Origin of the sequence: Melissospora conviva, assembly GCF_049523535.1 — a bacterium.
In the GTDB taxonomy this organism is placed as follows: Bacteria; Actinomycetota; Actinomycetes; order Mycobacteriales; family Micromonosporaceae; genus Melissospora; species Melissospora conviva.
This window is the reverse complement of record NZ_JBLLDT010000013.1, coordinates 1-25959: the sequence shown is the minus strand read 5'-3', so window position 1 is coordinate 25959 and position 25959 is coordinate 1. Positions and strand designations below refer to the sequence as shown.

Here is a 25959-nt window from a genome sequence, read left to right as displayed (position 1 = left end):
GGCCCGGAATCGACGACCTGCCGGATGCTGCTGCCCCGAGCGGAACTCGAGGCAGCAGCACCAGGGCAGTCGCGGGGGTCCTGACGCGGGTGTGGGTCAGAGGTGGCTGGCGGAGCCGCGGCCGAGCAGCCGGGTGGCGAGCACCGCCGCCTGCGTACGCCGTTCCAGGCCGAGCTTGGCGAGCATGCTGGAGACGTAGTTCTTCACGGTCTTCTCGGCCAGGAACATCCGCCCGGCGATCTCCCGGTTGGTCAGCCCCTCGGCGACGTACTCCAGGATGCGCCGTTCCTGCTCGGTCAGGCTCTTGAGCTCACGGGGCTGCTCGACACCGCTGCGGATGCGCTCCAGCACCCGCTGCGTCACCGCCGGGTCGAGCAGCGACTGCCCGGCGGCCACCCGGCGTACGGCGTCGACCAGGTCGGTGCCGCGGATCTGCTTGAGGACGTAGCCGGCCGCACCGGCCATGATCGCGGCGAAGAGCGCCTCGTCGTCCTCGTACGAGGTGAGGATCAGCCCCTTGATGCCGGAGTCGACGGCGCGGATGTCCCGGCAGACGTCGATGCCGTTGCCGTCGGGCAGCCGGGCGTCGAGGATCGCCACGTCGGGCCGGAGCGCGGGGATGCGGCGGGCCGCCTCCTGCGCCGAACCGGATTCACCCACCACCTCGATATCGCCGCCGCTCTGCAACAGGTCGGCGAGGCCTCGACGGACAACCTCGTGGTCATCAAGCAGGAATACCCGGATCATCCCTCGTTTCTACCGCTTTTGACCGTGCCGCGCATAGGCCGAAGGTCCCGTGAATCGGCCCACCAGGAGGTGCCGGGGGCCCGGCCGGAAGGGACGTCCGGCCCTGATAAGGAACCACCCGGCGCGGGCAACATAGATGGCGACGAGCGCCGAGGGAGGCAGCAGTGGCTACCAGGACCGAACCGACGACAGCACCCTCCGTTGCCCTGGCCCAGGCCGCACGCCAGGCCCTCCACGCCCCGTCGGTGCTCAACACCCAGCCGTGGCGCTGGCGCATCGCCGGCGACACCCTCGAGCTCTGGGCCGACCCGGAGCGGCAACTGGGCGTGGTCGACTCCGCGCACCGGCTGCTGACCGTCAGCTGCGGGGCCGCGCTGCACCACGCGCTGGTCGCGCTCGCCGGGCAGGGGTACCGGACCCGGGTCGACCGGCTGGCCGACCCGGAGCACCCGTTCAAGCTCGCCACGATCCGGCTCGACGGCCGGCTCGACCCCACCGCCGCCGACCGGGACCTGCTGGCGGCGATGTCCAAGCGGCGCACCGACCGCCGGGCGTTCACCGACGAGACCGTGCCGGCGGCGCATCTGCGGCAGCTCACGGAGGTCGCCCGCCGCAACGGCTCCGGACTGCACCTGGTCCGCTTCGACCAGATCCCGATGCTGGCGGTGGCGACGGCTCAGGCCGCGGAGGCGGAGCTGGCCGACCCGGCGTACCGCAGCGAGCTGGGCCGGTGGACGAGCCGGCCGGCCGAGGCCGGTGACGGTGTGCCGCACAGCGTCGCCGTGCAGCAGGGGCCGCGCCGGATCCCGGTGCGCGACCACGCTCTCGGCGGGCCCGCCGGCCTGGAGATCGGCGCCGACAACGACGGGGGTGCGAGTTTCGCGCTGCTCTACGGGCCGACGGACACCCCGGACGGCTGGCTGCGCGGCGGGGAGGCGCTCTCGGCGGTCCTGCTCACCGCGGTGACCCTGGGCCTGTCCACCGCACCGGTGAGCGACCCCATCGAGGTGCCCTGGCCCCGCGCGCTGACCCGCGGCCTGCTGACCGAGGGCGGCGAGCCGTATCTGGTGCTGCGCATCGGCTACGGGCACGGACCGGAGCACCTCCCCCCGGCGCCACGGCGGCGTTTCGAGGACGTCATCGAGTGGTGGACAGGAGCATGACCATGGAAACCCGATATCGCGCCGAGCAGCTGCGTGCCGCTGCCGCCGACGCCATCCGCGCCCCGTCCCTGCTGAACAGCCAGCCGTGGCGTTTCCGCCTGCGCGACGGCGCCATCGAGATCCTCCTCGATCCCGGGCGCCGCCTGGCGTCGGCCGACCCGACGGGCTGGGCCGCACGGGTCGCCTGCGGCGCCGCCCTGTTCAACCTGCGACTCGCCCTGGCCGTCGCCGGGACCCCCGCCGAGGTACGGCTGCGCCCCGAACCGGGTGAGCCGAACCTGCTGGCCCGGCTCACCCCGGCCGCGCCCCGGCCGGCGACGGGCACTGAACGCACACTGCACCGCGCGATCCCGCGCCGGTTCAGCAACCGGGCGCCGTTCTGGCCGGACCCGGTGCCCGCCCACGACCGCTGGCAGCTTGGCCAGGCCGCCCAGGACGAGGGCGCCTGGCTCGAACTTGTCATCGGCACCGGCGCGGTCGCGGCGCTGGCCGAGATCGCCCGCGGCGCGCACCGCGTGCTGGAACGCGATCCGGGATACCAGGCGCAGCTGCAGGACTGGCTGCGCCGGGAACCGGCGCCCGACGGGGTGCCGGCCAGCGCCGGAGCGCCACTGGCCGAGCCGCAGGACCTGCTGCCGCAGCGCTCGTTCGGCAGCCGGCACCGCGCTCCCGGGCGCGATTTCGAACCGGAGCCGCTGGTGGCGGTCCTCGGTGCTCCCGGCAACACCCCGGCCGACCAGATCACGGCGGGGCAGGCCCTGCAGCGGGTGCTGCTGACCGCGACCGACCTGGGGCTGAGCGCGTCGCTCATCTCCCAGCCGATCGAGGTGGCCAGCGCCCGGGAGCAGCTGCGGCGGGCGCTGGGCCGCTTCGGCACCCCGCAGATGGTGCTGCGGATCGGTTACGGCCAGCCGGGCTGGGCGACTCCCCGCCGGACGGTGGAGGAGGTGCTGGACCTCTCCGCCCACCAGGCCGAGCACTCCGCCGTCTGACCTGCCCAGCGCCGCTGATGGCCGGACCCGTTGACGGGTCCGGCCATCAGCGTTTCCGGTGACCGAAAGTGCACAGAGGAATACATCTGTCGGATTCTCTACTCAAAACATCAACGTGATGCTATTCATACAGCACCCATTTTCCGGCACCCCCCAACGGAGAACCCGTGCTGTCAAAACGCATCACCGCCGCCCTCGCTGCGCTCGTCGCGGCCACCGTCGCCTCCCTCACCCTCGCCGCCCCCGCCCAGGCAGCCGCAGCCGTCCACTATGTGGCGCTCGGCGACTCGTACTCCTCCGGCGTCGGCGCCGGCAGCTACATCAGCTCCAGCGGAGACTGCAAACGCAGCACCAAGGCGTACCCGCAGCTCTGGGCCAATGCCCACTCCCCCGCCTCGTACGTCTCGGTCGCCTGTTCCGGCGCGACCACCACGTCGGTGATCAACTCTCAGCTGTCGGCGCTGAAGAGCACCACCACGCTGGTCAGCATCACCGTCGGCGGCAACGACGTCGGCTTCGCCAACATCATGACCACCTGTGTGCTCCAGGGGCAGACGCAGTGCGTGGCCTCGGTCGACACGGCCATGGCGAACGCCCGGTCGAGCCTGGCCACCAAGCTCGGCAAGGTCTACGCGGGCATCCGCAGCAAGGCCCCGAACGCGAAGGTCGTCGTGCTCAGTTACCCGGTCTTCTACCAGCTCGGTGTGACCTGCGTGGGGCTCACCGCCACCAGCCGCGCAAAGATCAACTCCGGGATCAACCTGGTCGACGACATCACCCGCACCACGGCGGCCCAGTACGGGTTCACCTTCGCCGACGTGCGCTCCATCTTCGTCGGACACCAGCTCTGCAGCGGTGACAAGTGGATCCGGGCGCTGAACTTCGCCGACATCGGCATCTCGTACCACCCGTTCGCCGCAGGACAGTCCGGCGGCTACTACCCGGTGATGCGGGCGGCGGTCTGATCTCCGCCTGAACCGAGTCCGGTGGCGGGCCGCATCCCGCGGCCGCCACCGGACGCGGCCCGCCCTGGGGGACGTTCCCTGGAGCTGGCGCGCTCTGAAGCCGGCGCGCTGTGAAGCTGGCCCGCTCTAGAGCTGGCGGGCGACCTCGGCGGCGACCAGGTCGAGGTGGTCGAGGTCGGTCAGGTCGAGCACCTGCAGATAGATCCGGCTCGCCCCGAGGGCCGCGTACCGGCCGATCTTGTCGACGATCTCGGCCGGCGAACCGGTCAGGCCGTTGGCGCGCAACTCCTGCGGCTCGCGGCCGATCGCATCGGCCCGGCGCTTCACCTCCGCCTCGGTACGTCCACAGCAGAGCACGAGCGCGTTCGACAGGATCATCGATTCGGGCTCGCGTCCGATCGCCGCGGCGGCGGCTCGTACCCGGTCGAACTGGGCCGCGGTGTCGTCGAGACCGGCGAAGGGCAGGTTGAATTCGTCGGCGTACCGGGCGGCCAGAGCCGGGGTACGACGTGCCCCGTGGCCGCCGATCAGCACCGGCGGCCGGGGCTGCTGCACCGGCTTGGGCAGCGCCGGGGAGCCGGTGAGGGTGTAGTACCGGCCGATGTGGTCGAAGGTCGCCCCGGCCGGTGTCTCCCAGAGCCCGGTGATGATCGCCAGCTGCTCTTCGAGGCGGTCGAAGCGCTCGCCGAGCGGCGGGAACGGGATCCCGTACGCGGCGTGTTCTGCCTCGAACCAGCCGGTGCCGATGCCGAGCTCGACCCGGCCGCCGCTCATCGCGTCGATCTGCGCCACGGTGATGGCGAGCGGGCCGGGCAGGCGGAAGGTCGCCGCGGTCATCAGGGTGCCGAGCCGGATTTGGCGGGTTTCCCGTGCCAGGCCGGCCAGTGTCGTCCAGGCGTCGGTCGGGCCGGGGCGGCCGTCGCCGTCGCCCATGTTGAGGTAGTGGTCGGAGCGGAAGAAGGCCCCGTATCCGCCGTCCTCGGCGCAGCGCGCCACCGCCAGCAGCTGGTCATAGCTGGCGCCCTGCTGCGGTTCGGTGAAGATCCTCAGTTCCATGTGTCGAGCATAGGAACATCCCGCGTCGGCTCGTTGACGATCGGCGAGACGGGTGGTCTGATCTCGATCAATATTCACGTTCTCTGTGGTGATAGGAGAGCCCGTGTCCCTACTCCGTCGCACGGCCCTGACGGCGGCACTCGTCGTCACTCTCGGCACCGTGCCGGCAATCTCCCCCAGCCCGTCCCCAACCCTCACCCCCGCAGCGGCCGCACTGCCCACCGCCGCGATCGCCGTGGGCGACAGCTTCATCAGCGGCGAAGGCGCCGGCTCGTACGCCCCGGTCACCGACGTGTCCGGCGTCAGCCGATCCTTCCCCGGCTGGACCGCGCCGAACAGCAACGCGTTCTTCTGCCACCGGTCGAACAACGCCTCCATCCACAAGGCGAACCTGCCGGGCATCACCGCCCGGTTCAACCTGGCCTGCTCCGGCGCGCAGCCGCCGGACATCGCCAACCCGTCGAGCAACCGGGCAAAGGGCCGCCAGGTCGCCTCGCAGATCAGTCAGGTCCAGCAGGTGGCCCAGACCCACGACATCGACGTGGTTCTCGTCGGCCTCGGCTCCAACAACAGCTCCTTCACCTTCGGTGACGTCGCCCTGACCTGCGCCACCCGGTTCATCGCCGATGCCTGGACCGGCTGGTGGGAATTCTGGGCGTACCTCAACGGCCCGGTGCCGCAGCAGCCGTGCAGCAACGACGATCTCGCCACGACCGCGCAGTTCGATGCGGCCTCCACCGAGACCGTGGCCGCGCTGCGTCAGCTCCTCACCACCCTGCGCGCGGTCGACGCCGACGGGCAGCACCGCATCGTGCTGCAGGACTACACCAACCCGCTGCCATTCGACCTCGCCGCGAACTTCCACGACGAGGAGAACCGCACCGACAGCCGGGACAAGTTCCGGGCGCTGGGCTCCGAGCGCTACGCCGCCGGCTGCCCCGTGCACCGGGCCAGCCTCGCCCCGGGCCACGTCTTCTCCACTCGTCTCGGCGCCATGGTCCAGTCGACGTTCACCACCCTGCGGGCCGAGTTCCCCAACGCCGACCTGGTCTATCTCAACGTGCAGCAGGCGCTCAACGGCGGCCGGCTCTGCGAGCAGGCGAACAGCCCGGCCGGCACGCTGGCAACACCGATCCGCCTGATGGACGGCCCGACCGGGGTGCACCTGACCAGCCTCAGCGGATACGACAAGATCGACATTCAGCGGATCGCCAACTCCTGCGTCACCTACTACCAGACCTGCCAGGAGTCGTGGCACCCGAACGCCGCCGGGCACAGCGTGCTCGGCCAGTGCCTCAGCGGCGCGGTGGCGACCAGCCAGCGCTCGGTCTCCTGCGTACGGGCGAGCAACGGAACGGTCACCGTCTCCTAGCCGCTTGCCGTCCGGCCGGGCCGGGTCCGCCGCCCATGATCGGCGGGTCCGGCCCGGTAGGTTGTCGGCGTGGTCGCCGCACTGGAGCTCTATTTCGACACCGACGCCACCCGCCGCATCCGGGTGCTCTGGGAGGCGCTGGAGAGCGAGGGTGTGCAGAGCATGCTGTCGCTGCTCGGCCGCCGGCACCGACCGCACATCTCCCTGGCTGTCGCCGACCGGCTCGACCCGGAGACGGTCGCGCCGGCGCTGTCGGGGATGACCGCCGCGCCGCCGCTGCGCCTGCGCTTCGACTTCGCCGGGCAGTTCGTGGGGCGGGTGCTCTGGCTCGGCCCGGCACCGCAGCGGGAGTTGCTGGACCATCAGGCGCGGGTGCATCAGCGGCTGACCGACGCAGGGGTAGCAGTCTGGGACAAGTACACCCCGGGCGCCTGGGTGCCGCACTGCACCCTGTCGATGCGGGTGCCGAATCCGCTGATGGGGACGGCCATCCGCCGCTGCCTGGAGATGCTGCCGATCGAAGCGACGGTCGTGGGCGCCGCGGTCACCGACCACGCCCGTGGGATCGCGTACCCCCTGCCCTCCGGGACGTCGGCTTCGGACGCCACGCCGCTGCCTGCGCCGGAGCCGGGCTCGGAGCCGGAGTCGGAGCCGGTGCCAGGGTCCGGCGCGGATTCGGTGCCGGGGTCGCAGTCGAGTCCGGGGGCGAGGCCGAGGCCGGCAGGTATCGCGAATGTGGAGGGGGTCGGGTGAGTTCCGGCGGTTTCGGGGGTGGTGATGGCACGCAGCCCGGTGGTGAGGCCGGCGGCTCGGCCGGGGCGGGGCCGCTGGACGGTCTGCTGGTCGCCGATTTCAGCCGGGTCCTTGCCGGGCCGCTCGCCACGACGATGCTCGCCGACCTCGGCGCCCGGGTGATCAAGGTTGAGCGGCCGGGCGCCGGCGACGACACCCGCCACTGGGGTCCGCCCTGGACCGGGACCTCCAGCGCCTATTTCGAGTGCGCCAACCGGTCGAAGGAGTCGGTCGAGCTGGACCTGCGGGACCCGGCGGACGCGGAACTGGCCCGGCGGCTGGCCGGGCGGGCCGATGTCCTGGTGGAGAACTTCAAACCGGGGACCCTGGAGCGGTACGGCCTGGGTTACGCCGATCTGGCGGTGACCAACCCGGGGCTCGTCTACTGCGCGATCAGCGGTTTCGGCTCCGGCGCGGGAGCGCAGCTGCCCGGGTACGACTTTCTGGTGCAGGCGCTCGGCGGGCTGATGAGCATCACCGGGGACGCCGGTGGTGAGCCGACGAAGGTCGGGGTGGCGCTGGTGGACGTACTCACCTCGAAGGACGCGGTGATCGGCATCCTGGCGGCGTTGCGGGCGCGGGAGGCGAGCGGCCACGGTCAGCGGGTGGAGGTGAACCTTCTCTCCAGCCTGCTCGGTGCGCTGGCGAACCAGACCGGCTCCTACCTGGCGACCGGCCGGGTGCCACAGCGGATGGGCAACCGGCATCCATCGATCGCGCCGTACGAGACGTTGCGCTGCCGGGACGGGCTGCTCGCCGTCTGCTGCGGCAACGACCGGCAGTTCCGCAGCCTCGTCACGGAACTGGGGGTTGCCGAACTCGCCGGCGATCCGCGGTTCGCCACCAACGCCGACCGGGTGGCGCACCGGGTCGAGCTGGTGAAGCTGCTGGAGCAGGCGCTCGGGCGGGACTCGGTGGCCGGCTGGGCGGACCGGTTGATGCAGGTCGGTGTGCCGGCCGGCCCGGTCGGTGATGTCGCCTCCGGTCTGCGGCTGGCCGAGTCGCTCGGGCTGGCGCCGCTGGTCGAGGTGGGCGAGGAGCACCCGCCGCAGGTGCGGCATCCGATCTCGTACTCGGCGAACCCGCCGATCCGGTACGCGCCGCCGCCTCGCCTGGGCGAGCACAACAGTTCGGTGCGCCAGTGGCTGATGGAGTGCGACGTCAGCGGGGATACCCGTAGCTGACCGCGCGATGACGTCCTGCACTGCCAAGGGGTGCGCTGGACGGCCACGGCGAGGGCCGGGGGGCGGCTCATGGCTAGGCCGGGGGGCGGCTCATGGCGGATCAGCCGGCGTGTGCGACCGCAAGCGATTCACCAGCCAGTAACCGGCCATCCCCAGCTCTGCCAGAAGCCAGTACGGCCCGAGGAATCCAAAGACGACCAGGGGCATGCCACCGAGCATGAGGCTGGCGTGCCGTGGGCCTTCGTCGGCGGGGACCGGGCCCCGCTTGATCGTGCCGTTGCGCTCCGATGCGATTCCTTCCCCGACGGCGACCCCAGCCCGCTGATCGTCCGGGGTGAAGCGCGAACTGCCTTCGACGAATGTCTCTGTGACGCCGTCGTCCCAGCCCACCTCAACCCGACAGCGCCACCAGTAGCCGAAGCCGTGGCGGCTCACCGGCCCGACGCGCTCGCAGCTCTGCACGTTCGCGATTCCCGTTCGTCCGGTCACCCCCGGGTATTCGTAGCCGGCGAGGGTGAACAGCGTCATCCCGGTGAGAACGGACGTGACACCGAGAACGGCGGCTGTGCAGGCGAGGGTCGCGCGGGCGAACGGGCCGAATTCATCCCTTTTCTGCTCCTTTCCCGGACTGTCACCGCGCGCCGAATCCGCCGGCTGCGGGCTTGGCGCCGACGAGCGCGGCGGGGTGCTCCACGGCGGATCCGGATCGAGAGCGACGTGCGCCAGCGCCTCGTGGGCCTGCCTGCCTTGCACGGTGGCGGCTGCCGCAGCCAGGTCGAGCCGGTCGGCGATCCTATGGAGGGTGACGGCGCTACCGCGGGACACCTCGATCGGAGATTCCGCGAGAACCGCCGCGAAACGGCGCAGCTCCTGTGGTGCCCACCAGGCACCGGACCGGTGATCGCAGAGCGAGACCACACATCCGCCCTCGGCAACGTCGCCGATGCGCAGCTCGGCCCATCCGCGCACCGCTCCCCCACGGACACTGAACCCGGGTGCCTGCCGTTTGAGCGTCACCGGGAAACGGGTCAGGTCGTAGTCGCGCCGGCCGCTGTCCTCGTCGTGCACGACGAGGACGTTTCCGACCAGCCAGAAGCGCTCGGTGGCCTCCTGCCGCAGGGTGCGGGCCTTGGCCAGCAGCAGGAGCAGGAAGAGGGCCGGGCAGACGATCGAGATGAGCAGCGCCAGGATGCCCCGGAAGCGGAAAAGGTCGAGCGACCCGCTGAGATACATGACGACGGGAGCGGCCACCGGCAGGGCCGCGAGCAGCAGCAACGACAGCGAACGCAGTAACTGGGCCTGCCAGTGCCGCGCACCCTGCTGCTCGGCGCTGAGCAGCCCTCGCAGCGGTACGACCTGCTCGGAGGTACCGGTCATGCGGCGGCCGGCGCGGGGTCGGACCAGATCGCGCCGGCGGCGGTCGTCGCGCCATTGCTCAGCAGCAGGACACCGCCGTCGCCGCCGAGGCCGTGCTTGATCTTGTCGTACGCGCCCTCGACGAGGTCGAACATCGGGTCGAGCTTGCGGCACAGCTCGACGATCTTGCCGATGACGCGCTCGAGGATGCGCAGCCACTTGCTGATCCGCAGCGACCATTCGGCGACCTTCGCGATGACCTTCGGCACCGTCCTGACCATGGTCACGACAGCAAGCGACTCGATGGCCAGGGCGATGAGCTGCCCTACCGCATCGGCGATCAGGTCCCGCACGATCGAGCGCACGGTCCCCACCACGACACCGGCCACCTCGACCGCGCCGGCGACGCCGCCGGCCAGTACGCCGACGAGACGCACGACGCCGGCCTCGGCGGCGACGAGGAGACGGTAGGCGTCCAGAGCGGTGGAACGCCAGGGCCCGGTGTCGGCGGCGACCGTGGCGACCATCCGGTCGGCGCTGGCGTCGAGGGCACCCGAGACGTTGCTCCAGGTCTGGGCGTAGGTGGCGACAACGTCGCCGTTGCCCGCCAGCCAGTCAAGCGCCTGCCGGAACGGTTCACAGTGCTCGATCACCCAGCCGGCGCCCATCGCGCCCAGGGTGGCGAGCGGATCGCTCATGAACCCGAGCGTGGCCAGCCCGGCCGCCCCGCCGTTGATCAGCCCTTCGGTGACATTGCCGTTGCGGATCTGCTCCACCGTCTTGACGCCGTACTCCAGCGCGCCGCTTCCCAGGACTTTCTGCACGAGCGGAGACGGGCCGGAAGGGGTCGCCACCAGCGGGTGGCTCATCGGCGGACCTCTTCCACGGCCCGGCTGGCGAAGGAATCCGCGACGTCGAGACCGCCGGCCATCCTGCGCACCCCGCCCGCGGTCGCATCCACCATGGCGGCGGCCACCCGCATCGCCCGCAGGCCCCGCTCCTCCAGAAGGTTCAGCGTGGGGAGCAGGATCGGCGCACAGAGCTTGCCGTACGCGTCGGTCTCCACCGCCACCTGCGCGGCCGCGGCGCGGGCGTACGTGATCTCGTCGCTGATCTCCTCGATCCGGCCGGCGTGGCGGCGCAACCCGTCGACGGCGACGTCGATGTGACTCATCGGGATGCGTCCTGCGGGGCGGGGACGAAGTGCTCGGCGTAGGTGTCCGCGACGAAGCGGGCGGTTTCGGAGTCGCGGCCGAGCACCTCCGTGGTCACCTGGCGCATCCGGTCGGTGAGACTGACCTGCGCGGAACGCATGACGCCGAGAATCTCACCGGCCAGCTCCTGCGGCGTTCTGCTCAGCGCCTCCTGACTGAGCCGCAGCGCGGCCAGCGCGCCCGTCGAGTCGACGGTGACCTGAAGGTCGCCCTGACGGGACTGCGCGGTCACCCGCACCTCGTTCATCGCCGCCTTGAGCCGCTCCGCCCGGTCGAGTTGCTCATCGATACGCCGCTCGAACCCGTGGAGCAGGTCATCGGTCTGGTCCATCGTCACGTCGATCTCCGTCCACCGCCATCCGCGCACGAGCGGGTGATCACCGGTCCGTTACGACCGCGGCACCCTGCGTGCCTGACGGGGAGAAGCTATCGAGATCGATCGACAAAGGCAGCCCGCAATCCGCGGCCTGTGGATAACTCACCGGACTGCCAGGAGGGTTGCGGCCAGATCAGCCCGGCGGTCAGCACCGAGCAGACGCCCGCGGAGTCAGAGGGGAGGACGCCGGTCGTACTCCATCCACCGGTCCGGTCGGTCCAGGGGCGCGAAGCCGACCTTCTCGTAGACACCGTGCGCGTCCCAGGTCCCCAGCAGGATCCGCCGTACGCCCACAGCCTCCAGGTCGTCGCGGATGGCCTCGACCAGCCAGCGGGCCAGCCCGCGGCCGCGTACCGCCCGGTCGACGTAGACGTCGCAGAGCCAGGCGAAGGTCGCCTCGTCGGTGACGACACGCGCGACGGCGACCTGCTCACCATCGCTGCGGTAGACGCCGTACGTCCGTGAGTTCCCGATCGAACGTTCGACCAGTTCGCGCGGACGCCCCGTCGCCCAGTACGTGTCGGTGGAGAGCCAGTGGTGCACGCGGTCGACGTCGATGCGGCCCGGATCGGCGGAGATCACGAACCCGTCGTCGCGGGTCACAGTCAGCATCGGCGGATGCTATCGGCCATCGAAACCCACCGGCAACGGGCGCGCGTCACGCGAGGCGCAGTCAGTCCTACTGTGGTGAGGATTCAAGTGCCCGCCAGTACTGCGTCTGGTCCTCCGTGCGGAGCACGTATCCGAGCTGCGCCACCTCTTCCGCCAGCCGGGCGGCGTCCTTGTGGTCCTTGCGTTCAAGGGCAACCTGACGGGTGGCGAGCAGCGCGTGCACCCGCGGCGGCAGCTCCGGGAAGTCCGACAGCCAGCGGTGGTAGCGCCCCTCGTACGGGTCGCGGTCCTGCCAGGGGTAGCCGTGGGCGCGGAAACCGGCGGCGAGGGCCGGCGCGGGCGCGTCGTGGGTGTCCCGCAGCAGTTCGCGGGAGTGGCGGTCCAGCAGGACCAGTTCCTTGCCGTCGAGGAAGACCGCGCCGATCTCGGCACGGGCGAGGAACCGGGTGTCGCCGCTCTTGTCGATGCGCAGCTGCTGGTCGGTGAGGGTGAGCTTCAACGATTCCACTGTGGCGACGACGGCGAAGACGAGGCCGAGAACCAGGCCACCGCCGAGCCAGAGCAGCGACTTCCAGCCGGAGATGCCGTCGAAGGCGGCGAGCAGCCGGACGACCCCGGGCAGCGGAAGCCGATCGAACTGCAGCAGCCAGTTGGCCACCCAGGGCAGCCCGAAGGCGAGCAGCAGCCCCGCCAGTGGCGCGCCGGCGTAGATGACGATCCGGTCGCCGCGCGGCAGGCCGAGCACGGTGGCCTGCGAGCCGGGGAGTTGCTGCGACCTTGACTGCCCGCTGACCATGTTCGCCCTCCTGAGGTGAATAGGGGTACGCGCAGGTTAGGCAGACGCCTCGCCGGACGGCGACGGCCGAAGGTAGACCCTCGACCGATTCCGTACCGCCTTTGGTCGCGGTTTCCCGGCAACATCCGATGGGTGGGTCCGGCAGGCAACCCCGGCGGGAACTCGCGCGTGCCGACACCGACGAACGCCACCGGACTTCGGTTAACCCCGATAACCTCGACCCGTGGACGCCGTGAAGCCGTGGCAACTCTTCGTGCTGGCGTTCCTCTGTCTGCTCCCGACCCTGCTGATGATCGGCGTCGGCCTGCGGATCGCGTACGTCCGCAGAAACGCCCCCGACCTGCCGGCGGCGCCGCAGACCGCAAGGGAACACCCGGAGTTCGGGCCCTCGCAGCAGTGAGCCGCTTCGCTCCAAGGTGTGGTGTGGTGCTGGTACCACCGCGCCGCCGCCGGGTGGCGAAGGTGTGTCGCAGCGCGTGCAGCCGGGCACCCGCCAGCCCTGCTCACCGATGATCGTTAGTCGAAAACCGGTGCCCCAAAGCTTCGACAGCACCGGTTTTCGACTAACGATCAAGAAGCTCAGGTATCAGCCCACCGGGCACCCCGCCCGGCATGCCGCCGCCGCCGACTCCGGCGGTCACGTCGGTGACGTGGGTGGCCCCGGAGGTGCTGCCACCGTCGTAGAGGCCGCCGATCTGCGCCCCGGTGGCGCTGCCGCCGATGTGCATCGCGCACTCGGCACCGCTGGTGACCGCCGACGAGGAGAAGACCACCGGCTGGAAACGAGCGCCACGGGTGCGGCTTCGGGCGCCATAGTCCGTTTTGTGGCAGCGGGCCATCGCGGGGCCGTTCGTGCCCTACCGTCATCGGACGCTCCCCCACCTCGGGTCGCCCCCGCAGAGGAAAGGCACCACTTCATGGCCGCGAACGGCTCCAGCCTGCTGATCATCGAACGGATCCTGCGAGATCGGCAGGGCATCTGGGCACAGGTCGCCGAGGAACGGGACCTCGGCAGGCTCAGCGGTCAGATGCTGATCAGCTCCGCGATCGCGCTCGCCTGCTACGGCGCGGTGCTCGGCGCTTTCCACAGCGTGCTGATGTCGCTGACCTCCGCGATCAAGCTCCCGCTGCTCTTCCTGATCACCCTGGCGATCTGTCTGCCGACGCTGTACTTCCTCAACCTGGTCTTCGGTGCCCGGCTGTCGCTGAAGCAGGCGGTGGCGATGGTGATGGTCGCCATCACGGTCATCGCGATGCTGGCGGTGGCGTTCGCTCCGATCAGCCTCTTCTTCCTGATCACCGCGCCGGACTACTCGTTCTTCAAGCTGCTCAACGTGGCGATCCTGGGCCTGTCGGCGCTGATCGGGCTGCGCTTTCTCACCGGCGGCATGCAGGAACTGCACACCCGCGGCCTACTGACCGCCGCTCCGAGGCCGGCTGCCGTCCCGGCTCAGGCGGCCACCCCGGAGCAGGTCATGGCCCCGGCACACGCTGCTCCCGCGCAGGTGGCCGCCCCGGCTCAGGTGGCCATCCCGGCTCAGGCCGCGGTCCCGGCCAACGGCGTCGTCACGGCCCCGGTCGCCGTGCCGGAGGGTGCCGCCCCGGCGCAGCCAGGCCCCACCCCGGCACCCGCCCCAGCTCCAGCCCTGGCACCTGCCTCGGTCCCGGTCCCGGCGCAGATCGCCGCCCCGATGCCGCCGCCCGGCTACGCGTTCCCGCCGGGGTACCGGACCGGACCGGTCGCCCGGCCCCAACCCGCCGAACGACCCGCCAGCATGACCCTGCTCTACGTCTGGATCGTGCTCTTCGGCTTCGTCGGCACCCAGCTCGCCTGGACCCTGCGTCCGTTCTTCGGCAGCCCCGACCAGGACTTCGCGCTGTTCCGCAGCATCGAGGGCAACTTCTACGCCGAGATCATCCACTCGATCGGCCGGCTCTTCTCCTAGATCCCGACGGCGCTGTCGTGCGGGACCGGCCGGTTCCGCACGACAGCGCACGAAGAGGCGACCCGGCAACAACCGGTGGCCGGATACAGAACAGGCCACCGGCAGAAGGCGGTGGCCTGGGGGAGAAATCTGAGCGGACGACGAGATTCGAACTCGCGACCCTCACCTTGGCAAGGTGATGCGCTACCAGCTGCGCTACGTCCGCACGTCGGTGGTCGCCCACCGACTCGTCGAACTCTACCCGATGATCTCCTACGACGGCGGCAGGGGTCCGCCGCTGTCGCAACGGCGGGCGCATTCGCGCTCGCGCGAGGCCGGAATGCGCCCACCGCCGGCATCAGTTGCCGGGTCGCAGCTTCGCGCCCCACTGGGCAACGGCGACCAGTACCGCGCCGATCGCGAGCGAGAGTGCTCCGATCAGGCCGACGGCGGCGGCCGGCGCCCCGGTGACCGGGAGATCCTGGCTGGCTGACATATCTTCACCTCCTCACACAGGGGTCGGTTCGGGGACCCTGATGCGCTCCGGGGAGTCCCAGACGCACCGGTCCACGGTCGGTTCGCGGATCGCCTTCACGAGGGCGTGCACGAAGATCACCCGGTAGACCATGTCGGCGAAGAGGATCGCCGGGATGAGGAGCACCAGCTGCGGACGGCGCAGCCGCCACGCCGCCAGCGAGACCCAGATGCCGTGGCCGGCCAGGAGGAGCAGCACCCCGGGAAGCAGGCCGGGTCCGGCGCCGGCGAGCAGGGCGATGGTGAGCGGCATGCCGAGGACGTAGAGCACCCAGTGCAGCATCAGCAGCACGTACGCGTAGTCGAAGCGGCTGACCTGGCGCCCGACCCGGTGGCCGATGATCCCCTGGAAGGTGCCCCAGAGCCAGCGCAGGTTCTGCTTGTACCAGTCGCGCAGGTTCGTCGGGTCCTGCAGCTGCGCCACCGCGTGGGGGGCGTAGACGACCTCGCCGAGCCCTCGCCGGTGGGTCTCCAGCACCCAGTACGTGTCATCGACGATGTAGGGCGGCTGCTGCGGCAACAGGATGTCCAGCAGTTCGGTGCGGTAGAGGGAGTTCGAGCCGGAGATGCAGTTCATGACGTTGAAGTAGCTCTGCACCCGCCGGATGAAGATCTGGTAGTTCCAGTAGCTGTAGGCGCGCTTGGCCAGCCAGACGTTCCAGCGCCGCTCCTGCGGCCACCAGGTCACGTTGTGCCCGACGACGATCGCGGTCCGGTCTGTCAGCTGCGCCAGTGACACCTCGACGAAGTCCTCGGCGACTGTCACGTCGTCGTCCAGGATCACGATCGCGCGGTAATAGACGCCGAGCCCGAAGCGGACGTACCCGAGGTTCAGGGCAGCCGGTTTGCCGACGTTGTCGGTCAGTTCGAGCACCGCCGCGCCGGCCCGGAGCGCCTGGTCGACGGTGTCGTCGCTGGAGGCGTCGGAGACGACGTAGACGTTCGCCCCGGTACGCCGGGCGGCGGTGACGGAGGCGCCGATGGTGCCGCTGCCGTTGCGGCAGGCGATGAGGATGGCGACCTGGTCGCGGCGGACCGGCCCGTACCGCGGTCCGGCGTCGGCTTTGCGTTTCGCCTGCCGCACCTTCTCCGGACGGACCAACCCGTAGACGAAGGCGACGACGATCGAGAGGAGAAACAGCGCGCTGAGGCCCACGAGGAGGGCAAGGAAGACCCGCAACATCCGGCTGGCTGCTCCTCGCAGGTGACAGGGCGGTGGAGGGGATTCGCCCGACTGCGAGGACCGTAAGTGATCATTCCTCACGTCAGTCAGCGGCCGAGAGGCCGAAATGTGATCACCGTCGCGGGGCTGGTCACGCCTGGTGTCCAGCCGGAGATGACCAACTGGCCACCGATGTCAGCCCGGCGGCCAGGCATGACAGTGGCCGAACGGATCAAGGGCCGTCCGGTTCATCCCCGGACGGCCCCTGAAATACCGTTCACGCATCTCGGCCGGCGTGCTGGACGCGGCCGTGACCTGCTACCTCGTCGCGTCGGCGGCGGCGATCGCGTCGGCGATCGCCAGGACCCGCCGGGCCTCCTCCACGTGCAGGTTCTCGATCATGCGGCCGTCGACCGTCGCCACGCCGAGCTTCTCCCGCTGCGCCTGCTCGAACGCCTCGATGACCCGGCGCGCGTGCGCGATCTCGGCCTCGCCGGGGCTGAAGATCTCGTTGCAGAGGGCGATCTGACCGGGATGGATCAGAGTCTTGCCGTCGAAGCCCATCGCCCGGCCCTGACGGACCTCCGCCTCGTACCCGTCGAGGTCCTTGACGTCGTTGTAGACGCCGTCGAAGATCAGCTTCCCGGCGGCGCGGGCGGCGAGGATCGCGATCGAGAGGCTGGTCAGCATCGGCGAGCGGTCCGGCACCCGCTGCGCGCGCAGCTCCTTGACCAGGTCGTTGGTCCCCATCACCAGGCCGGTGAGGCGCTCGTGGGCGGCGGCGATCGATTCGGCGCGCAGGAGCGCGCCCGGCGTCTCGATCATCGCCCAGACCTTGGTATGCGCCGGCGCGCCCGCGGCCTCCAGGGCCCGGACCACCGCCAGCACCTCGTCGGCGGACCCGATCTTCGGTACAACCACCGCGGCCGGTCCGGCCTTGGCTGCGGCCCGCAGGTCCTCGTCGTGCCACTCGGTGCCGATGCCGTTGACCCGGATGGTCACCTCGCGGTTGCCGTACTCACCGGAGGCGGCGGCCTCGCAGACCCGCGCCCGGGCCTCGACCTTGGCGTCGGGGGCGACCGCGTCCTCCAGGTCGAGGATCAGCGCGTCGGCCGGGAGGGTCTTCGCCTTCTCCAGCGCCCGGGCGTTGGCACCGGGCATGTAGAGCACGGACCGGCGGGGACGGAGCATCTCGTCGGCGCTCATGGTCACTCCTCCTCCGCGGCGTACGCCTCGGCGAGCTCCGGGTCGCGGGCGGCGAGCAGGTCGGCGAGGCCGACGACGACGCGGCACTGCTTGACGGTGGCGTCGTCCTGCATCTTGCCGTCGAGCATCACCGCGCCGGTGCCGTCACCCATCGCGGCGAGGACCCGCCGGGCCCAGCGGACCTCCTCCGGGGCGGGCGAGAAGACCTTGCGGGCGATGTCGATCTGCACCGGGTGCAGCGTCCAGGTGCCGACGCAGCCGAGCAGGAAGGCGTTGCGGAACTGGTCCTCACAGGCCACCACGTCACGGATGTCGCCGAACGGGCCGTAGTAGGGCAGGATCCCGTTCGCCACGCAGGCGTCGACCATCCGCGCCAGGGTGTAGTGCCACAGGTCCTGCTGCGAGGTCGTACGCCCGGCGTGCAGGTCGTCCCCGACCGGGTCGGTGCGGACCAGGTAGCCGGGGTGGCCGCCGCCGACGCGGGTGGTCTTCATCCGGCGGCTGGCGGCGAGGTCGGCCGGGCCGAGCGAGAGGCCCTGCATGCGCGGGCTGGCGCCGGCGATCTCCTCGACGTTGGCGACACCGGTCGCCGTCTCCAGGATCGCGTGGATGAGGATCGGCCGGGTCAGGCCGGCCTTCGCCTCCAGTTGCGCCAGCAGCCGGTCGACGTAGTGGATGTCCTGCGGGCCCTCGACCTTGGGCACCATCACGACGTCGAGCTTGTCGCCGATGGCCGGGATCAGGGTGAGCAGGTCGTCCAGGCCCCAGGGGGAGTCGAGGCTGTTGATGCGGGTCCAGAGCTGGGTCTGCCCGAACTCGGTGTTCTGGGCGATCTTGACCAGCCCGTCGCGGGCGGCTTCCTTGCGGTCGCTCTGGACGCCGTCCTCGAGATTGCCGAGCAGCACGTCGAGCTTGCCGACCAGGCCGGGAACCTTGGCGGCCATCTTCTCGTTGCTCGGATCGAAGAAGTGGATCATCCGCGACGGACGGACCGGAATCTCCCGCAGCGGCGCGGGCGCCCCGACCGCCAGTGGCTGGAAGAAGTCTTTAGGTGACCGCACGTGCTCCCCTGTCTCCTCCGCCGGTCCGCTGCGCCGAGTACGGGTTTCGGACCGGTTACGTATCGGTTGACCGCGACATTACTCGACAGTAACGACGGCTGTCCCCGTGAGGGATCCCTCTGCCGGAGGGCTTGCGGGCCACCCTGCCACCGTGGTGCGCGCAGGGCCAGAGCCGCCCTCGCACGCCATGGCGGCGCTATTGACGGTCGTCAGTGGGGCTGGTTGAGTCGCGATCAATGCATCCCCCACGCCACCGGAGGCAGACTGTGCGCGGACCCGTCACATCCATCTCAGCCCGCGGCCGGCGCCGGCTCGCCGCCGCAACGGCCGCCCTGCTGGCCGTACCCGGGGCGGGGGCTGCCGTCCTGGGCAGCCCGGCGCTGGCCAACCCGCTCGAATCGCACTGCGGCACCGAGACCGGCGGCAAGTCGGTGCAGGGCTTCATCAGCCACGCCGAACTGCGGCGCAGCCTGGAGCAGATCGAGCACAGCAGCGGCGGTGTGGTGGACGTCGACGTGGCCGGCTACTCGCACCAGGGACGGGAGATCTTCACCGCCCGGGTCGGCGAGGGCGACACCGTGGTGCTGATCCAGAGCCAGATCCACGGCAACGAGATGCACGGTACGGCCGCGCTCCTCGACCTGCTCCGTACGCTCGGCAACAACTCGCCGCGCTCGCAGGCGATCCGCCGGGCGGTGACCGTGGTGGCCGTACCGAAGATCAACCCGGATGGCGGGGAGCTGGACCAGCGGGCGAACGCCCAGAGCTGGGAGGCGACCGTGGCCGACTTCCCGCAGCTGGCGGGGGCCCGCCCGGCGTGGAACTACAACTCCCGGGTCGGCGGCTTCGACGTCAACCGCGACTTCCACCCCGACCTGGACTACGTGCCGCAGGCGGCGGACTTCCCCGGCAACAGCGCCTCCGTCGGCTGGTACGTCACCCCGGAGGCGCAGACCACCCGGGACGTCTACCGGGCGCTGGAGCGGGAGTTCGGCACCGTCGACGTCTTCGTCGACCTGCACAACCAGGCCGCCTGCTACACCGGTGAGGGGATGGACGACTTCACCACCCTCTCCATCTCCGGGCGCTTCATCACCGACCCGGCGCAGCACGGCAACTGGCCGAAGTTCGACTACGACGCCTCCCGCCGGGTCAACGTCGCCGTCTACGAGGCGCTCCAGTCGGGGAACTCGCCGCAGAGCAAGGTGACGCGCTACCCGCAGAACACCAACCTGCCCGGTACGGCGCTCGGCTCGTTCGCGCTCCGCGGCAGCGCCACGATCCTCTTCGAGACGCGCGGCCAGACCCAGTCCTGGGGGCAGAAGCAGCACGGGATGCTCACCAAGCAGATCGGGACCGGCCTGACCGGCCTCCTCGACTCGATCACCGACGGCACCCTCGACCAGATCGACCCCGAGCGGTACGAGTCGATCCCCGAGCGGATGAACGTCCCGCGCGGCTGAGCTCCGTCATCGGAAGGCCGTGTCCCCGACGGGGCACGGCCTTCCCCGTGCGGTCTTCCCGCGCGGTCTTCGGGCGCAGGCTCCGGGCGTGGCACGGGTGGGTCAGCCCGGCCGGCGTGGTGTCTTTCCCCGCTGCCGCAGCACCGCGCGCAGGTCGCCCGTGGGGCCGAGGTGGCGCAGCTTGGCCGGGTTGGTCACCGAGTGGATCGCCCGGATCCGCCCGTCACCGATCTCCAGGGTCCAGGTGCCGACGACGGTGCCGTCGGCGCCGCGCAGGATCGCCCCGGGGTGGCCGTTGAGTTCGGTCCGCTCCAGCGTCGCGCCGGACGCCAGCAGCGGCGGCACCATCGCGACGAGGTAGCGGGCGGCTTTGGCGGCGGTGAAGACGCCGCCCTTTCCGCCGGCCGTGCCGCCGCCGTCGTTGAGGGTCGCCACTTCGGCGGTGAGGAGCGCGGTCAGCCGCGTCACGTCGCCGTCGTGCACGGCGGCGAAGAACCGGTCGGCGAGCTCTGTCCGCTTGCGCCGGTCGGCCTCGAAACGGGGCCGCTGCTCGCGCATGTGCCGGCGGGCCCGTACGGCGAGCTGCCGGCAGGCCGCCTCCGTCCGCCCCACCGCCGCGGCCACCTCGGCGAAATCGAACCCGAAGACCTCGCGGAGCACGAAGACCGCCCGCTCCAGCGGGCTGAGCCGCTCCAGCAGGAGCAGCGCCGCCACCGACACCGACTCCGCCAGCTCCACGGCGCGCTCCGGGTCACCTTGGGCGGCGACCGGATCGGTCGGCAGCGGTTCGGGAAACCACGGCCCGACGTACGTCTCGCGGCGCACCCGCGCCGAACGCAGCACGTCGATCGAGATCCGGGTGACGACGGTGCAGAGGTACGCCTTCAGCGACTCCGGCCGCACGCTGGTCGCCGCGTAACGCAGCCAGGTCTCCTGCACCGCGTCCTCGGCCTCGCTGACGCTGCCGAGGATCCGGTACGCGACCGAGAAGAGCAGCGGTCGCAGCGCCTCGAACTCCTGCGCCTGCGTCATGGAGTGCTCTTCCTGCCGTACGTCGTCTGGTGTCCGCATGTCCCTGTGACGACGCACCGCGCCGCGCTGTGACATCGGCGGGCGATGTCACGGCGCCGGCCGCCGTCTCGTCCTGACTACCGAAGAGCAGCCGGACAAGGCAAGGAGAAATCGATGAATACGACACTGTGGGTGGTGGCCGGTCTGCTGGCGATCGGTTATCTGGGCGGTGGTCTCGCCATGCTCCTGCTCTCCAAGGAGCGGTTCCGCGCGATCGGCGCAGGTCAGCACTACGTCGACAGCTTCGACGCCGGGTTCATCAAGGCGCTCGGCGTGGTCAAGATCCTGGCCGCTGCGGGGCTGGTCCTGCCCGCCGTGCTCGACATCGCGCCGGTGCTGGTGCCGCTGGCCGCCCTGGGGCTGGTGCTGCTCATGACCGGCGCGGCGACCGTGCGGATCATGCGCCGGGAGTGGCGGATCGTCCCGGCCGATCTGTTCTTCCTCGCGCTCGCGGCCTTCGTGGCCTGGGGCCGGTTCAGCCTGGCGCCGTTCGGCGGCTGACCACGAAAGCGATCGACCGCCCCAAGCACCCGTGCTATTAGTGAACGGTGATCAATGAAGACAATCGAGTGAACGCCAATCCGGGAGAACCACCGAAGGCCGGCGACGCCGGCGCGCCCCGCTGGTCCGGCTACCTGGACTGGGTACGGGAGGAGTGCATCGAGGCGGTGACCTCGCTCCCGTACGACCAGCAGCGCACCTCGAAGGTGCCGTCCGGCTGGACGCCGTTGGAGCTGCTGAACCACCTGCTCCACATGGAGCAGCGCTGGTTCGTCTGGGGCTTCCTCGCCGAGAAGCCCGCCGACCCCTTCGGCGACTGGAACGTCGACGACCCGGACGCCGATCCCGACGCCCGCTGGCGGGTGCCGGACGGGGTGACGGCCGAGCAGATCGCCGAACGGCTGCGGGCGCAGGGCGAACGTACCCGGGAGGTGTTGCGCACCCACGATCTGCACGAGGCGGGACGGGTGGGCGGCCGGTTCACGTCGGAGCCGCCGACGCTGGAGTGGATCTGCTTCCACGTCCTTGCCGAGTACGCCCGCCACGCCGGCCACCTCGACATCACCGTCGAGCTGATGACCGAGGGGCGTGATCTGCCCGCACGGTGACGCATCGCCCGGCCGGTCGTAGCGGGGCGCCAGCAAGGCGAACGCCAGGGAAGAACGCGGTGGCGTGCGGAGCAGCCCGCACGCCACCGCGGACGGCTCAGACCTGGTTCGAGCCGCCGTCGACATAGAAGTTGGCGCCGAGCACGAAGCTGCTCCGCTCGGAGGCGAGGAACTCCACGACCGCGACGGCCTCCTCCACGCGTCCGATCCGGCCGATCGGGAGCGATGCGGCCAGGTCCGCCTTGGCGTCGCCGACGACGCCGTTGAGGCCCGGGGTCTCGGTCGGGCCGGGCGAGACGGCGTTGACCCGGATGCCGCGGCCGATGAGCTCGCCGGCCCAGGTACGCGCGAAGGACCGCACCGCCGCCTTGGAGGCCCCGTACGCGCCGAACGCCGCGTCGCCGCGCTCGGCGTTGGTGGAGGCGTTCAGGATGACCGACGCGCCATTGTTGAGCAGCGGCAGCGCCTTCTGCACGGTGAAGACCACGCCCCGAACGTTGATGCCGAAGATCTCGTCGAGGTGCTCCTCGGTGGTCTCGGCAAGCGTCGCGAAGGAGGCGACGGCGGCGTTGGCGAAGAGCACGTTGACACCCTGCCCCCGGCCGCGGACCGCGTCGTAGAGCCGGTCCAGGTCGGCCGGGACCGACACGTCGCCCTGCACCGCGGTCACCGACGCCGCACCGATGGTCTCGACGGCGGCGTCCAGCTCGGTCTTGCGCCGGCCGGTGATGAACACGTACGCGCCCTGCTCCGCCAGCCGCACGGCGGTGGCCAGCCCGATCCCGGTGCTTCCGCCGGTGATGACGGCGGTCTTGCCTTCGAATTGCCCCATGACAGTGACTCCCCAGATTTCTGTATCGGTTGGTACTGAATCAGACAGTAGCAGTTCCAAACCGAGCGGTACAGAAGGGTAGGCTGATCGCATGGACACCAGCCAGAAGGCACCGATCGGCAGGCCGCGCGGCTTCGACGCCGACGAGGCGCTCGAACGCGCCGTACGGGTCTTCTGGGAGAAGGGCTACGAGGGCGCCTCGCTGGCCGACCTGACCAGCGCCATGGGCATCAACCGCCCCAGCATGTACGCGGCCTTCGGCAACAAGGACGAGCTCTTCCGCAAGGCCCTGGAGCGCTACACCGAAGGCCCCGCCGCGTACGTGAACCGCGCCCTGGCCGAACCGACGGCGCAGGAGGTGGTCACGGCGTTCCTGCACGGCGCGGTCCGGACGGCCACCCGCCCCGGCGACCCCCACGGCTGCCTCGGCATCCAGGGTGGCATCGCCACCGGCGACCAGGGGCGTCGGGCGCGGGACCTCCTGGCGGCCTGGCGGGAGAGCGGCTGCTCAATGCTGCGCGAGCGGTTCCAACGAGCCGTCGACGAGGGCGATCTGCCCGAGGGGACCGACGCCGGGCTGCTCGCCCGCTACGTCATGACCGTGACGAACGGCCTCGCCGTCCAGGCCGCCGGCGGCACCAGCCGTGAAGAGCTGGAGCAGGTCGTCGAGGCGATCCTGCACACCTGGCCACCCCAGGTCTGACGACAGCCGGCCCGGCTGGCAGGTCTTCAGCAACGCAAAGACCTGCCGGCCGGCTCAATGCCGTCCTCACGCTCATGCGGCGACGCGCTCTGCGGAAGATCAGGCTCGGCAGAACCGCTCCCGCTACGACCAGAAGCGACACAAGCACCAGGCCCGCGTATCGCCAGTTATCACTGAACCAGTCGGACCGTCTCAGCACGCGCACGGAGGGCCGCCAGGGAAGGATTGCCTTGATCGATGGCCACCAAGAAACAGCGGAGGCGAAAGCCGGCCGCGAAGCTCGTCGTGGTCCTGTCAAAGCTGTCGCTCCTCGATCCAGATCAAATCCGGTGCGGTCCTGGTGGAATACCGGTTGTTGATGCGCCCGGCACAAGAGCCAGCTGCCCGGTTCCACGCACCACCCACTCGGTGGACATGCTCGAGACCACGTCGATGCTCATCGCAGCTGCCACGGTGGTGGCGTCGCACTCGAGGTGGAAATCTCCGAGCAAGTCGTCGTCGCTCTCGTGGTGGTCTTCAGGATTGCCCCTGATCCCCAACTGGTCGAGGTACTGGCGCTCGATCGGCAGCGGTTCGCCGAGGGCCATGGCGGCCGACCACTCGATGTATCGCCGAACGGTGCGGCCGTTCCGCGCGATCAGCCAGGCCGACCCGTCGCCTTGCGAGCTGAAGTAGTAAGCATGAGCTTCGTCGTACCTCTCGCTCAGTTCCTCGACGAGCGCTCGGATCTCCTCGCGCCGCTCGTCGACAAAGGGGTCGCACCAGAGACCGACCACTGCGGTCCAGCCATTGAGTTCCGGCGTGACGAAGACCAGGCCGCTCTCATCGCCATGGGCATCGCCGACCACAACGCTCTCCCCGAGCGCGAACGTCGCCGGCCGCAGCGCGGTGAGACCTAGGGAACTCATGACCCCTTGCTGATCACCACCGCGCACGCAGATCCAGAAGGTTACGCATGCGTCGATTCCTATGGGCGTCTCGGAGGGCGCTTTGACACGGATGAGCCGTTCCGCTGCCGCCATGTCTGCCTCGTCCAGCACCGCCTCACCCCCGATCGCGACCAGGACCTCGAGCGCAGCCGCCCGAAGCCGACCGGGACCCTCACGACGGATCTGCCGCAGTCGAGGCACCAACTCCATGCCGTGATCGGTGAGACGCCAGAGAACGCGTCTCCGGTCCCACCCGAAATCGGCGCGACTGGAACGGAGGTATTCGAGGTTCGCTTCAAGCGACCCTTCATGGTTTTCCACGCCGCCCGTTGTACCTGTGATCGACCTGAAACAACAGCCCTGAGCCCACCGATTCGTACGCCAGGCGTCCCGCCTGTTCTCGTGGTGTTACTCAGTCGGACACCCAGGCCCCGGAGGCCGGTCGCATAACTCTTGTTGTGGCACCTTGCCCTGCGGCGCTTGCAAGATGACGGAGGCCGACCGCGGTGTAGCCCTGCGGAGGTCTCCAGTGTCGACACCCTGCGTTGGTGGCCCGCTGTCTGTCCCACCCCACCCGCCGCAGCCGTGGTCGGCATAGCAGAGGAGGAACCTCGCCAAAGCCAACAGCTTTGCATGGACCACTTAGAAGGCAGACTCCATCCACAGGACCTGTCGCTTCCGAAGGATCGATCACGGGCCGATGAGCTGAGCAAACGTCAAGGCTGGCCCGCCCGAACGGTCCGCCAGTGTCCACGGTCGTCCATCGTCACTCGTGTCGATCGTCGCCCAGTTGGTCACCCAGCAGTCCGACGCCTCGGGCTTGTCGGCTCACGCCGCTGGGCGGGGCCAGATGGCGTGGGGCGGTGGCAGCCTTCGGACAGGTTCATCGATGGAGTAGACCTCCAGGCACGACAGGAATCCGCTGTTTACAAGCAGGACGACACCGGTGTAGGTGTCGCCGTCGCTGATATCCGCCGAGACGGGTGCCGCCGAGATGACCGGGGCGGGCGCCGCTCCCGCTCGGTCAACTGACAGGTTGACCGTCGCGCAGCCGCAATGGCATCCACCGTCAACCGTGGTATGCCTCAGTTGCGCCAGCAGCTCGTCACTGCCGGGAAACGGCGAAGCGAGCAGACGCTCGATCACCGCACGCTCAGCCTCGCTGAGTGGGCGTCGTGTCTGGCTCGGGAGAGCATCGTCCGTCGGCACACGCCCATGGTCGCGCACGGCTCCTGCGCGTTGTGACGTCACCTCGGACTCCTTGACCCCCAGGCAACAAACGCGGCTCCCTGACCTGCTGTCCTGCCAGCCGGGAACTGCTGGAACAGTCCACGGCCGT

The 25959-nt window shown here is 70.3% G+C and carries 29 protein-coding genes and 1 tRNA gene; 12 read left to right on the top strand and 18 right to left on the bottom strand.

Annotated features, from left to right (window positions below; genetic code table 11):
* Positions 1-96 precede the first annotated feature (96 nt).
* On the bottom strand, positions 97-747 hold the full coding sequence (locus ACK8GG_RS20810; RefSeq protein ID WP_440350223.1) for a response regulator: 651 nt from the start codon (positions 745-747) through the stop codon (positions 97-99).
* 164 nt (positions 748-911) lie between these two features.
* Here ACK8GG_RS20810 and ACK8GG_RS20805 point away from each other — a divergent pair, with 164 nt between their 5' ends.
* The 3 genes from ACK8GG_RS20805 (at position 912) to ACK8GG_RS20795 (ending at position 3867) form a co-directional block, all read left to right on the top strand.
* Complete coding sequence (locus ACK8GG_RS20805) at positions 912-1910, top strand: Acg family FMN-binding oxidoreductase (protein ID WP_440357054.1); 999 nt, start codon at positions 912-914, stop codon at positions 1908-1910.
* 2 nt (positions 1911-1912) lie between these two features.
* Positions 1913-2902 (top strand): Acg family FMN-binding oxidoreductase, encoded by a 990-nt coding sequence (locus ACK8GG_RS20800; RefSeq protein WP_440350221.1) that lies wholly within the window; start codon positions 1913-1915, stop codon positions 2900-2902.
* A gap of 167 nt (positions 2903-3069) precedes the next feature.
* Positions 3070-3867: an SGNH/GDSL hydrolase family protein gene (locus ACK8GG_RS20795; RefSeq protein WP_440353624.1), complete on the top strand. Its 798-nt coding sequence runs from the start codon at positions 3070-3072 to the stop codon at positions 3865-3867.
* Positions 3868-3993: 126 nt separating this feature from the next.
* On the opposite strand, the gene ACK8GG_RS20790 is transcribed toward ACK8GG_RS20795, so the two are convergent.
* Entirely contained in the window at positions 3994-4923 is a 930-nt protein-coding gene (locus ACK8GG_RS20790) for an LLM class F420-dependent oxidoreductase (RefSeq protein WP_440357053.1), read from the bottom strand.
* 103 nt (positions 4924-5026) lie between these two features.
* Between ACK8GG_RS20790 and ACK8GG_RS20785 the strand changes: the two genes are divergently transcribed.
* The 3 genes from ACK8GG_RS20785 (at position 5027) to ACK8GG_RS20775 (ending at position 8271) form a co-directional block, all read left to right on the top strand.
* The gene (locus ACK8GG_RS20785) at positions 5027-6295 is read left to right on the top strand and encodes an SGNH/GDSL hydrolase family protein (protein WP_440353622.1); all 1269 of its coding nucleotides are present in this window, start codon (positions 5027-5029) and stop codon (positions 6293-6295) included.
* A 69-nt stretch (positions 6296-6364) separates the two neighbouring features.
* Positions 6365-7048: a 2'-5' RNA ligase family protein gene (locus ACK8GG_RS20780; RefSeq protein ID WP_440357052.1), complete on the top strand. Its 684-nt coding sequence runs from the start codon at positions 6365-6367 to the stop codon at positions 7046-7048.
* Positions 7045-8271 carry a CaiB/BaiF CoA transferase family protein gene (locus ACK8GG_RS20775; RefSeq protein WP_440357051.1) on the top strand — a complete coding sequence of 409 codons (1227 nt, stop codon included), beginning with the start codon at positions 7045-7047 and terminating at the stop codon, positions 8269-8271. The genes ACK8GG_RS20780 and ACK8GG_RS20775 overlap by 4 nt, the downstream gene beginning before the upstream one ends.
* 90 nt (positions 8272-8361) lie before the next feature.
* On the opposite strand, the gene ACK8GG_RS20770 is transcribed toward ACK8GG_RS20775, so the two are convergent.
* The 6 genes from ACK8GG_RS20770 to ACK8GG_RS20745 all read right to left on the bottom strand — a co-directional run bounded on the left by ACK8GG_RS20770 (position 8362) and on the right by ACK8GG_RS20745 (position 12625).
* Positions 8362-9648: a DUF6346 domain-containing protein gene (locus tag ACK8GG_RS20770; protein WP_440357050.1), complete on the bottom strand. Its 1287-nt coding sequence runs from the start codon at positions 9646-9648 to the stop codon at positions 8362-8364.
* Positions 9645-10496: a hypothetical protein gene (locus ACK8GG_RS20765; protein WP_440357049.1), complete on the bottom strand. Its 852-nt coding sequence runs from the start codon at positions 10494-10496 to the stop codon at positions 9645-9647. The genes ACK8GG_RS20770 and ACK8GG_RS20765 overlap by 4 nt, the downstream gene beginning before the upstream one ends.
* Positions 10493-10801: a hypothetical protein gene (locus tag ACK8GG_RS20760; RefSeq protein ID WP_440357048.1), complete on the bottom strand. Its 309-nt coding sequence runs from the start codon at positions 10799-10801 to the stop codon at positions 10493-10495. Before ACK8GG_RS20760 ends, ACK8GG_RS20765 begins: the two co-directional genes overlap by 4 nt.
* Positions 10798-11172, bottom strand: a complete 375-nt coding sequence (locus ACK8GG_RS20755; protein ID WP_440357069.1) for a YbaB/EbfC family nucleoid-associated protein — start codon at positions 11170-11172, stop codon at positions 10798-10800. Before ACK8GG_RS20755 ends, ACK8GG_RS20760 begins: the two co-directional genes overlap by 4 nt.
* Before the next feature lie 216 nt (positions 11173-11388).
* Entirely contained in the window at positions 11389-11829 is a 441-nt protein-coding gene (locus ACK8GG_RS20750) for a GNAT family N-acetyltransferase (RefSeq protein ID WP_440357047.1), read from the bottom strand.
* 67 nt (positions 11830-11896) lie between these two features.
* Positions 11897-12625, bottom strand: coding sequence for a YqeB family protein (locus ACK8GG_RS20745; protein WP_440353616.1), 729 nt, complete (start codon positions 12623-12625; stop codon positions 11897-11899).
* A gap of 223 nt (positions 12626-12848) precedes the next feature.
* On the opposite strand from ACK8GG_RS20745, the gene ACK8GG_RS20740 reads away from it, so the two are divergent.
* Complete coding sequence (locus ACK8GG_RS20740; RefSeq protein WP_440353615.1) at positions 12849-13025, top strand: hypothetical protein; 177 nt, start codon at positions 12849-12851, stop codon at positions 13023-13025.
* 163 nt (positions 13026-13188) lie between these two features.
* On the opposite strand, the gene ACK8GG_RS20735 is transcribed toward ACK8GG_RS20740, so the two are convergent.
* Positions 13189-13398 (bottom strand): hypothetical protein, encoded by a 210-nt coding sequence (locus tag ACK8GG_RS20735; protein WP_440357046.1) that lies wholly within the window; start codon positions 13396-13398, stop codon positions 13189-13191.
* Between the two features lie 144 nt (positions 13399-13542).
* On the opposite strand from ACK8GG_RS20735, the gene ACK8GG_RS20730 reads away from it, so the two are divergent.
* Positions 13543-14571 carry a hypothetical protein gene (locus ACK8GG_RS20730; RefSeq protein WP_440353613.1) on the top strand — a complete coding sequence of 343 codons (1029 nt, stop codon included), beginning with the start codon at positions 13543-13545 and terminating at the stop codon, positions 14569-14571.
* Between the two features lie 132 nt (positions 14572-14703).
* Here ACK8GG_RS20730 and ACK8GG_RS20725 read toward each other — a convergent pair.
* The 5 genes from ACK8GG_RS20725 to ACK8GG_RS20705 all read right to left on the bottom strand — a co-directional run bounded on the left by ACK8GG_RS20725 (position 14704) and on the right by ACK8GG_RS20705 (position 18513).
* Positions 14704-14776 (bottom strand) — tRNA-Gly (locus ACK8GG_RS20725).
* Between the two features lie 132 nt (positions 14777-14908).
* On the bottom strand, positions 14909-15046 hold the full coding sequence (locus ACK8GG_RS20720) for a hypothetical protein (protein ID WP_440350196.1): 138 nt from the start codon (positions 15044-15046) through the stop codon (positions 14909-14911).
* A gap of 12 nt (positions 15047-15058) precedes the next feature.
* Positions 15059-16267 carry a glycosyltransferase family 2 protein gene (locus tag ACK8GG_RS20715; RefSeq protein ID WP_440357045.1) on the bottom strand — a complete coding sequence of 403 codons (1209 nt, stop codon included), beginning with the start codon at positions 16265-16267 and terminating at the stop codon, positions 15059-15061.
* A 297-nt stretch (positions 16268-16564) separates the two neighbouring features.
* On the bottom strand, positions 16565-17452 hold the full coding sequence (locus tag ACK8GG_RS20710) for an HpcH/HpaI aldolase/citrate lyase family protein (RefSeq protein ID WP_440357044.1): 888 nt from the start codon (positions 17450-17452) through the stop codon (positions 16565-16567).
* Positions 17453-17454: 2 nt separating this feature from the next.
* Positions 17455-18513, bottom strand: a complete 1059-nt coding sequence (locus ACK8GG_RS20705) for an HpcH/HpaI aldolase/citrate lyase family protein (RefSeq protein ID WP_440357043.1) — start codon at positions 18511-18513, stop codon at positions 17455-17457.
* 266 nt (positions 18514-18779) lie between these two features.
* Here ACK8GG_RS20705 and ACK8GG_RS20700 point away from each other — a divergent pair, with 266 nt between their 5' ends.
* Complete coding sequence (locus tag ACK8GG_RS20700; RefSeq protein ID WP_440357042.1) at positions 18780-19976, top strand: M14 family zinc carboxypeptidase; 1197 nt, start codon at positions 18780-18782, stop codon at positions 19974-19976.
* Positions 19977-20078: 102 nt separating this feature from the next.
* On the opposite strand, the gene ACK8GG_RS20695 is transcribed toward ACK8GG_RS20700, so the two are convergent.
* On the bottom strand, positions 20079-21008 hold the full coding sequence (locus tag ACK8GG_RS20695) for an RNA polymerase sigma-70 factor (RefSeq protein ID WP_440353606.1): 930 nt from the start codon (positions 21006-21008) through the stop codon (positions 20079-20081).
* A 153-nt stretch (positions 21009-21161) separates the two neighbouring features.
* On the opposite strand from ACK8GG_RS20695, the gene ACK8GG_RS20690 reads away from it, so the two are divergent.
* Both ACK8GG_RS20690 and ACK8GG_RS20685 read left to right on the top strand, forming a co-directional pair.
* Positions 21162-21548 carry a DoxX family protein gene (locus tag ACK8GG_RS20690; RefSeq protein WP_440357041.1) on the top strand — a complete coding sequence of 129 codons (387 nt, stop codon included), beginning with the start codon at positions 21162-21164 and terminating at the stop codon, positions 21546-21548.
* A 68-nt stretch (positions 21549-21616) separates the two neighbouring features.
* Complete coding sequence (locus tag ACK8GG_RS20685) at positions 21617-22156, top strand: mycothiol transferase (RefSeq protein ID WP_440353604.1); 540 nt, start codon at positions 21617-21619, stop codon at positions 22154-22156.
* Between the two features lie 97 nt (positions 22157-22253).
* Here the strand turns inward: ACK8GG_RS20685 and ACK8GG_RS20680 are convergent, their stop codons facing one another.
* A complete protein-coding gene (locus tag ACK8GG_RS20680; protein WP_440357040.1) occupies positions 22254-22988 on the bottom strand; it encodes an SDR family NAD(P)-dependent oxidoreductase in 735 nt (244 codons plus the stop codon).
* 91 nt (positions 22989-23079) lie between these two features.
* Between ACK8GG_RS20680 and ACK8GG_RS20675 the strand changes: the two genes are divergently transcribed.
* Positions 23080-23691: a TetR/AcrR family transcriptional regulator gene (locus ACK8GG_RS20675; protein ID WP_440357039.1), complete on the top strand. Its 612-nt coding sequence runs from the start codon at positions 23080-23082 to the stop codon at positions 23689-23691.
* 320 nt (positions 23692-24011) lie between these two features.
* On the opposite strand, the gene ACK8GG_RS20670 is transcribed toward ACK8GG_RS20675, so the two are convergent.
* Together ACK8GG_RS20670 and ACK8GG_RS20665 are read right to left on the bottom strand one after the other, a co-directional pair.
* Complete coding sequence (locus ACK8GG_RS20670; protein ID WP_440353601.1) at positions 24012-24941, bottom strand: hypothetical protein; 930 nt, start codon at positions 24939-24941, stop codon at positions 24012-24014.
* 507 nt (positions 24942-25448) lie between these two features.
* Positions 25449-25766, bottom strand: a complete 318-nt coding sequence (locus tag ACK8GG_RS20665; RefSeq protein WP_440353600.1) for a hypothetical protein — start codon at positions 25764-25766, stop codon at positions 25449-25451.
* Positions 25767-25959: the final 193 nt, after the last annotated feature.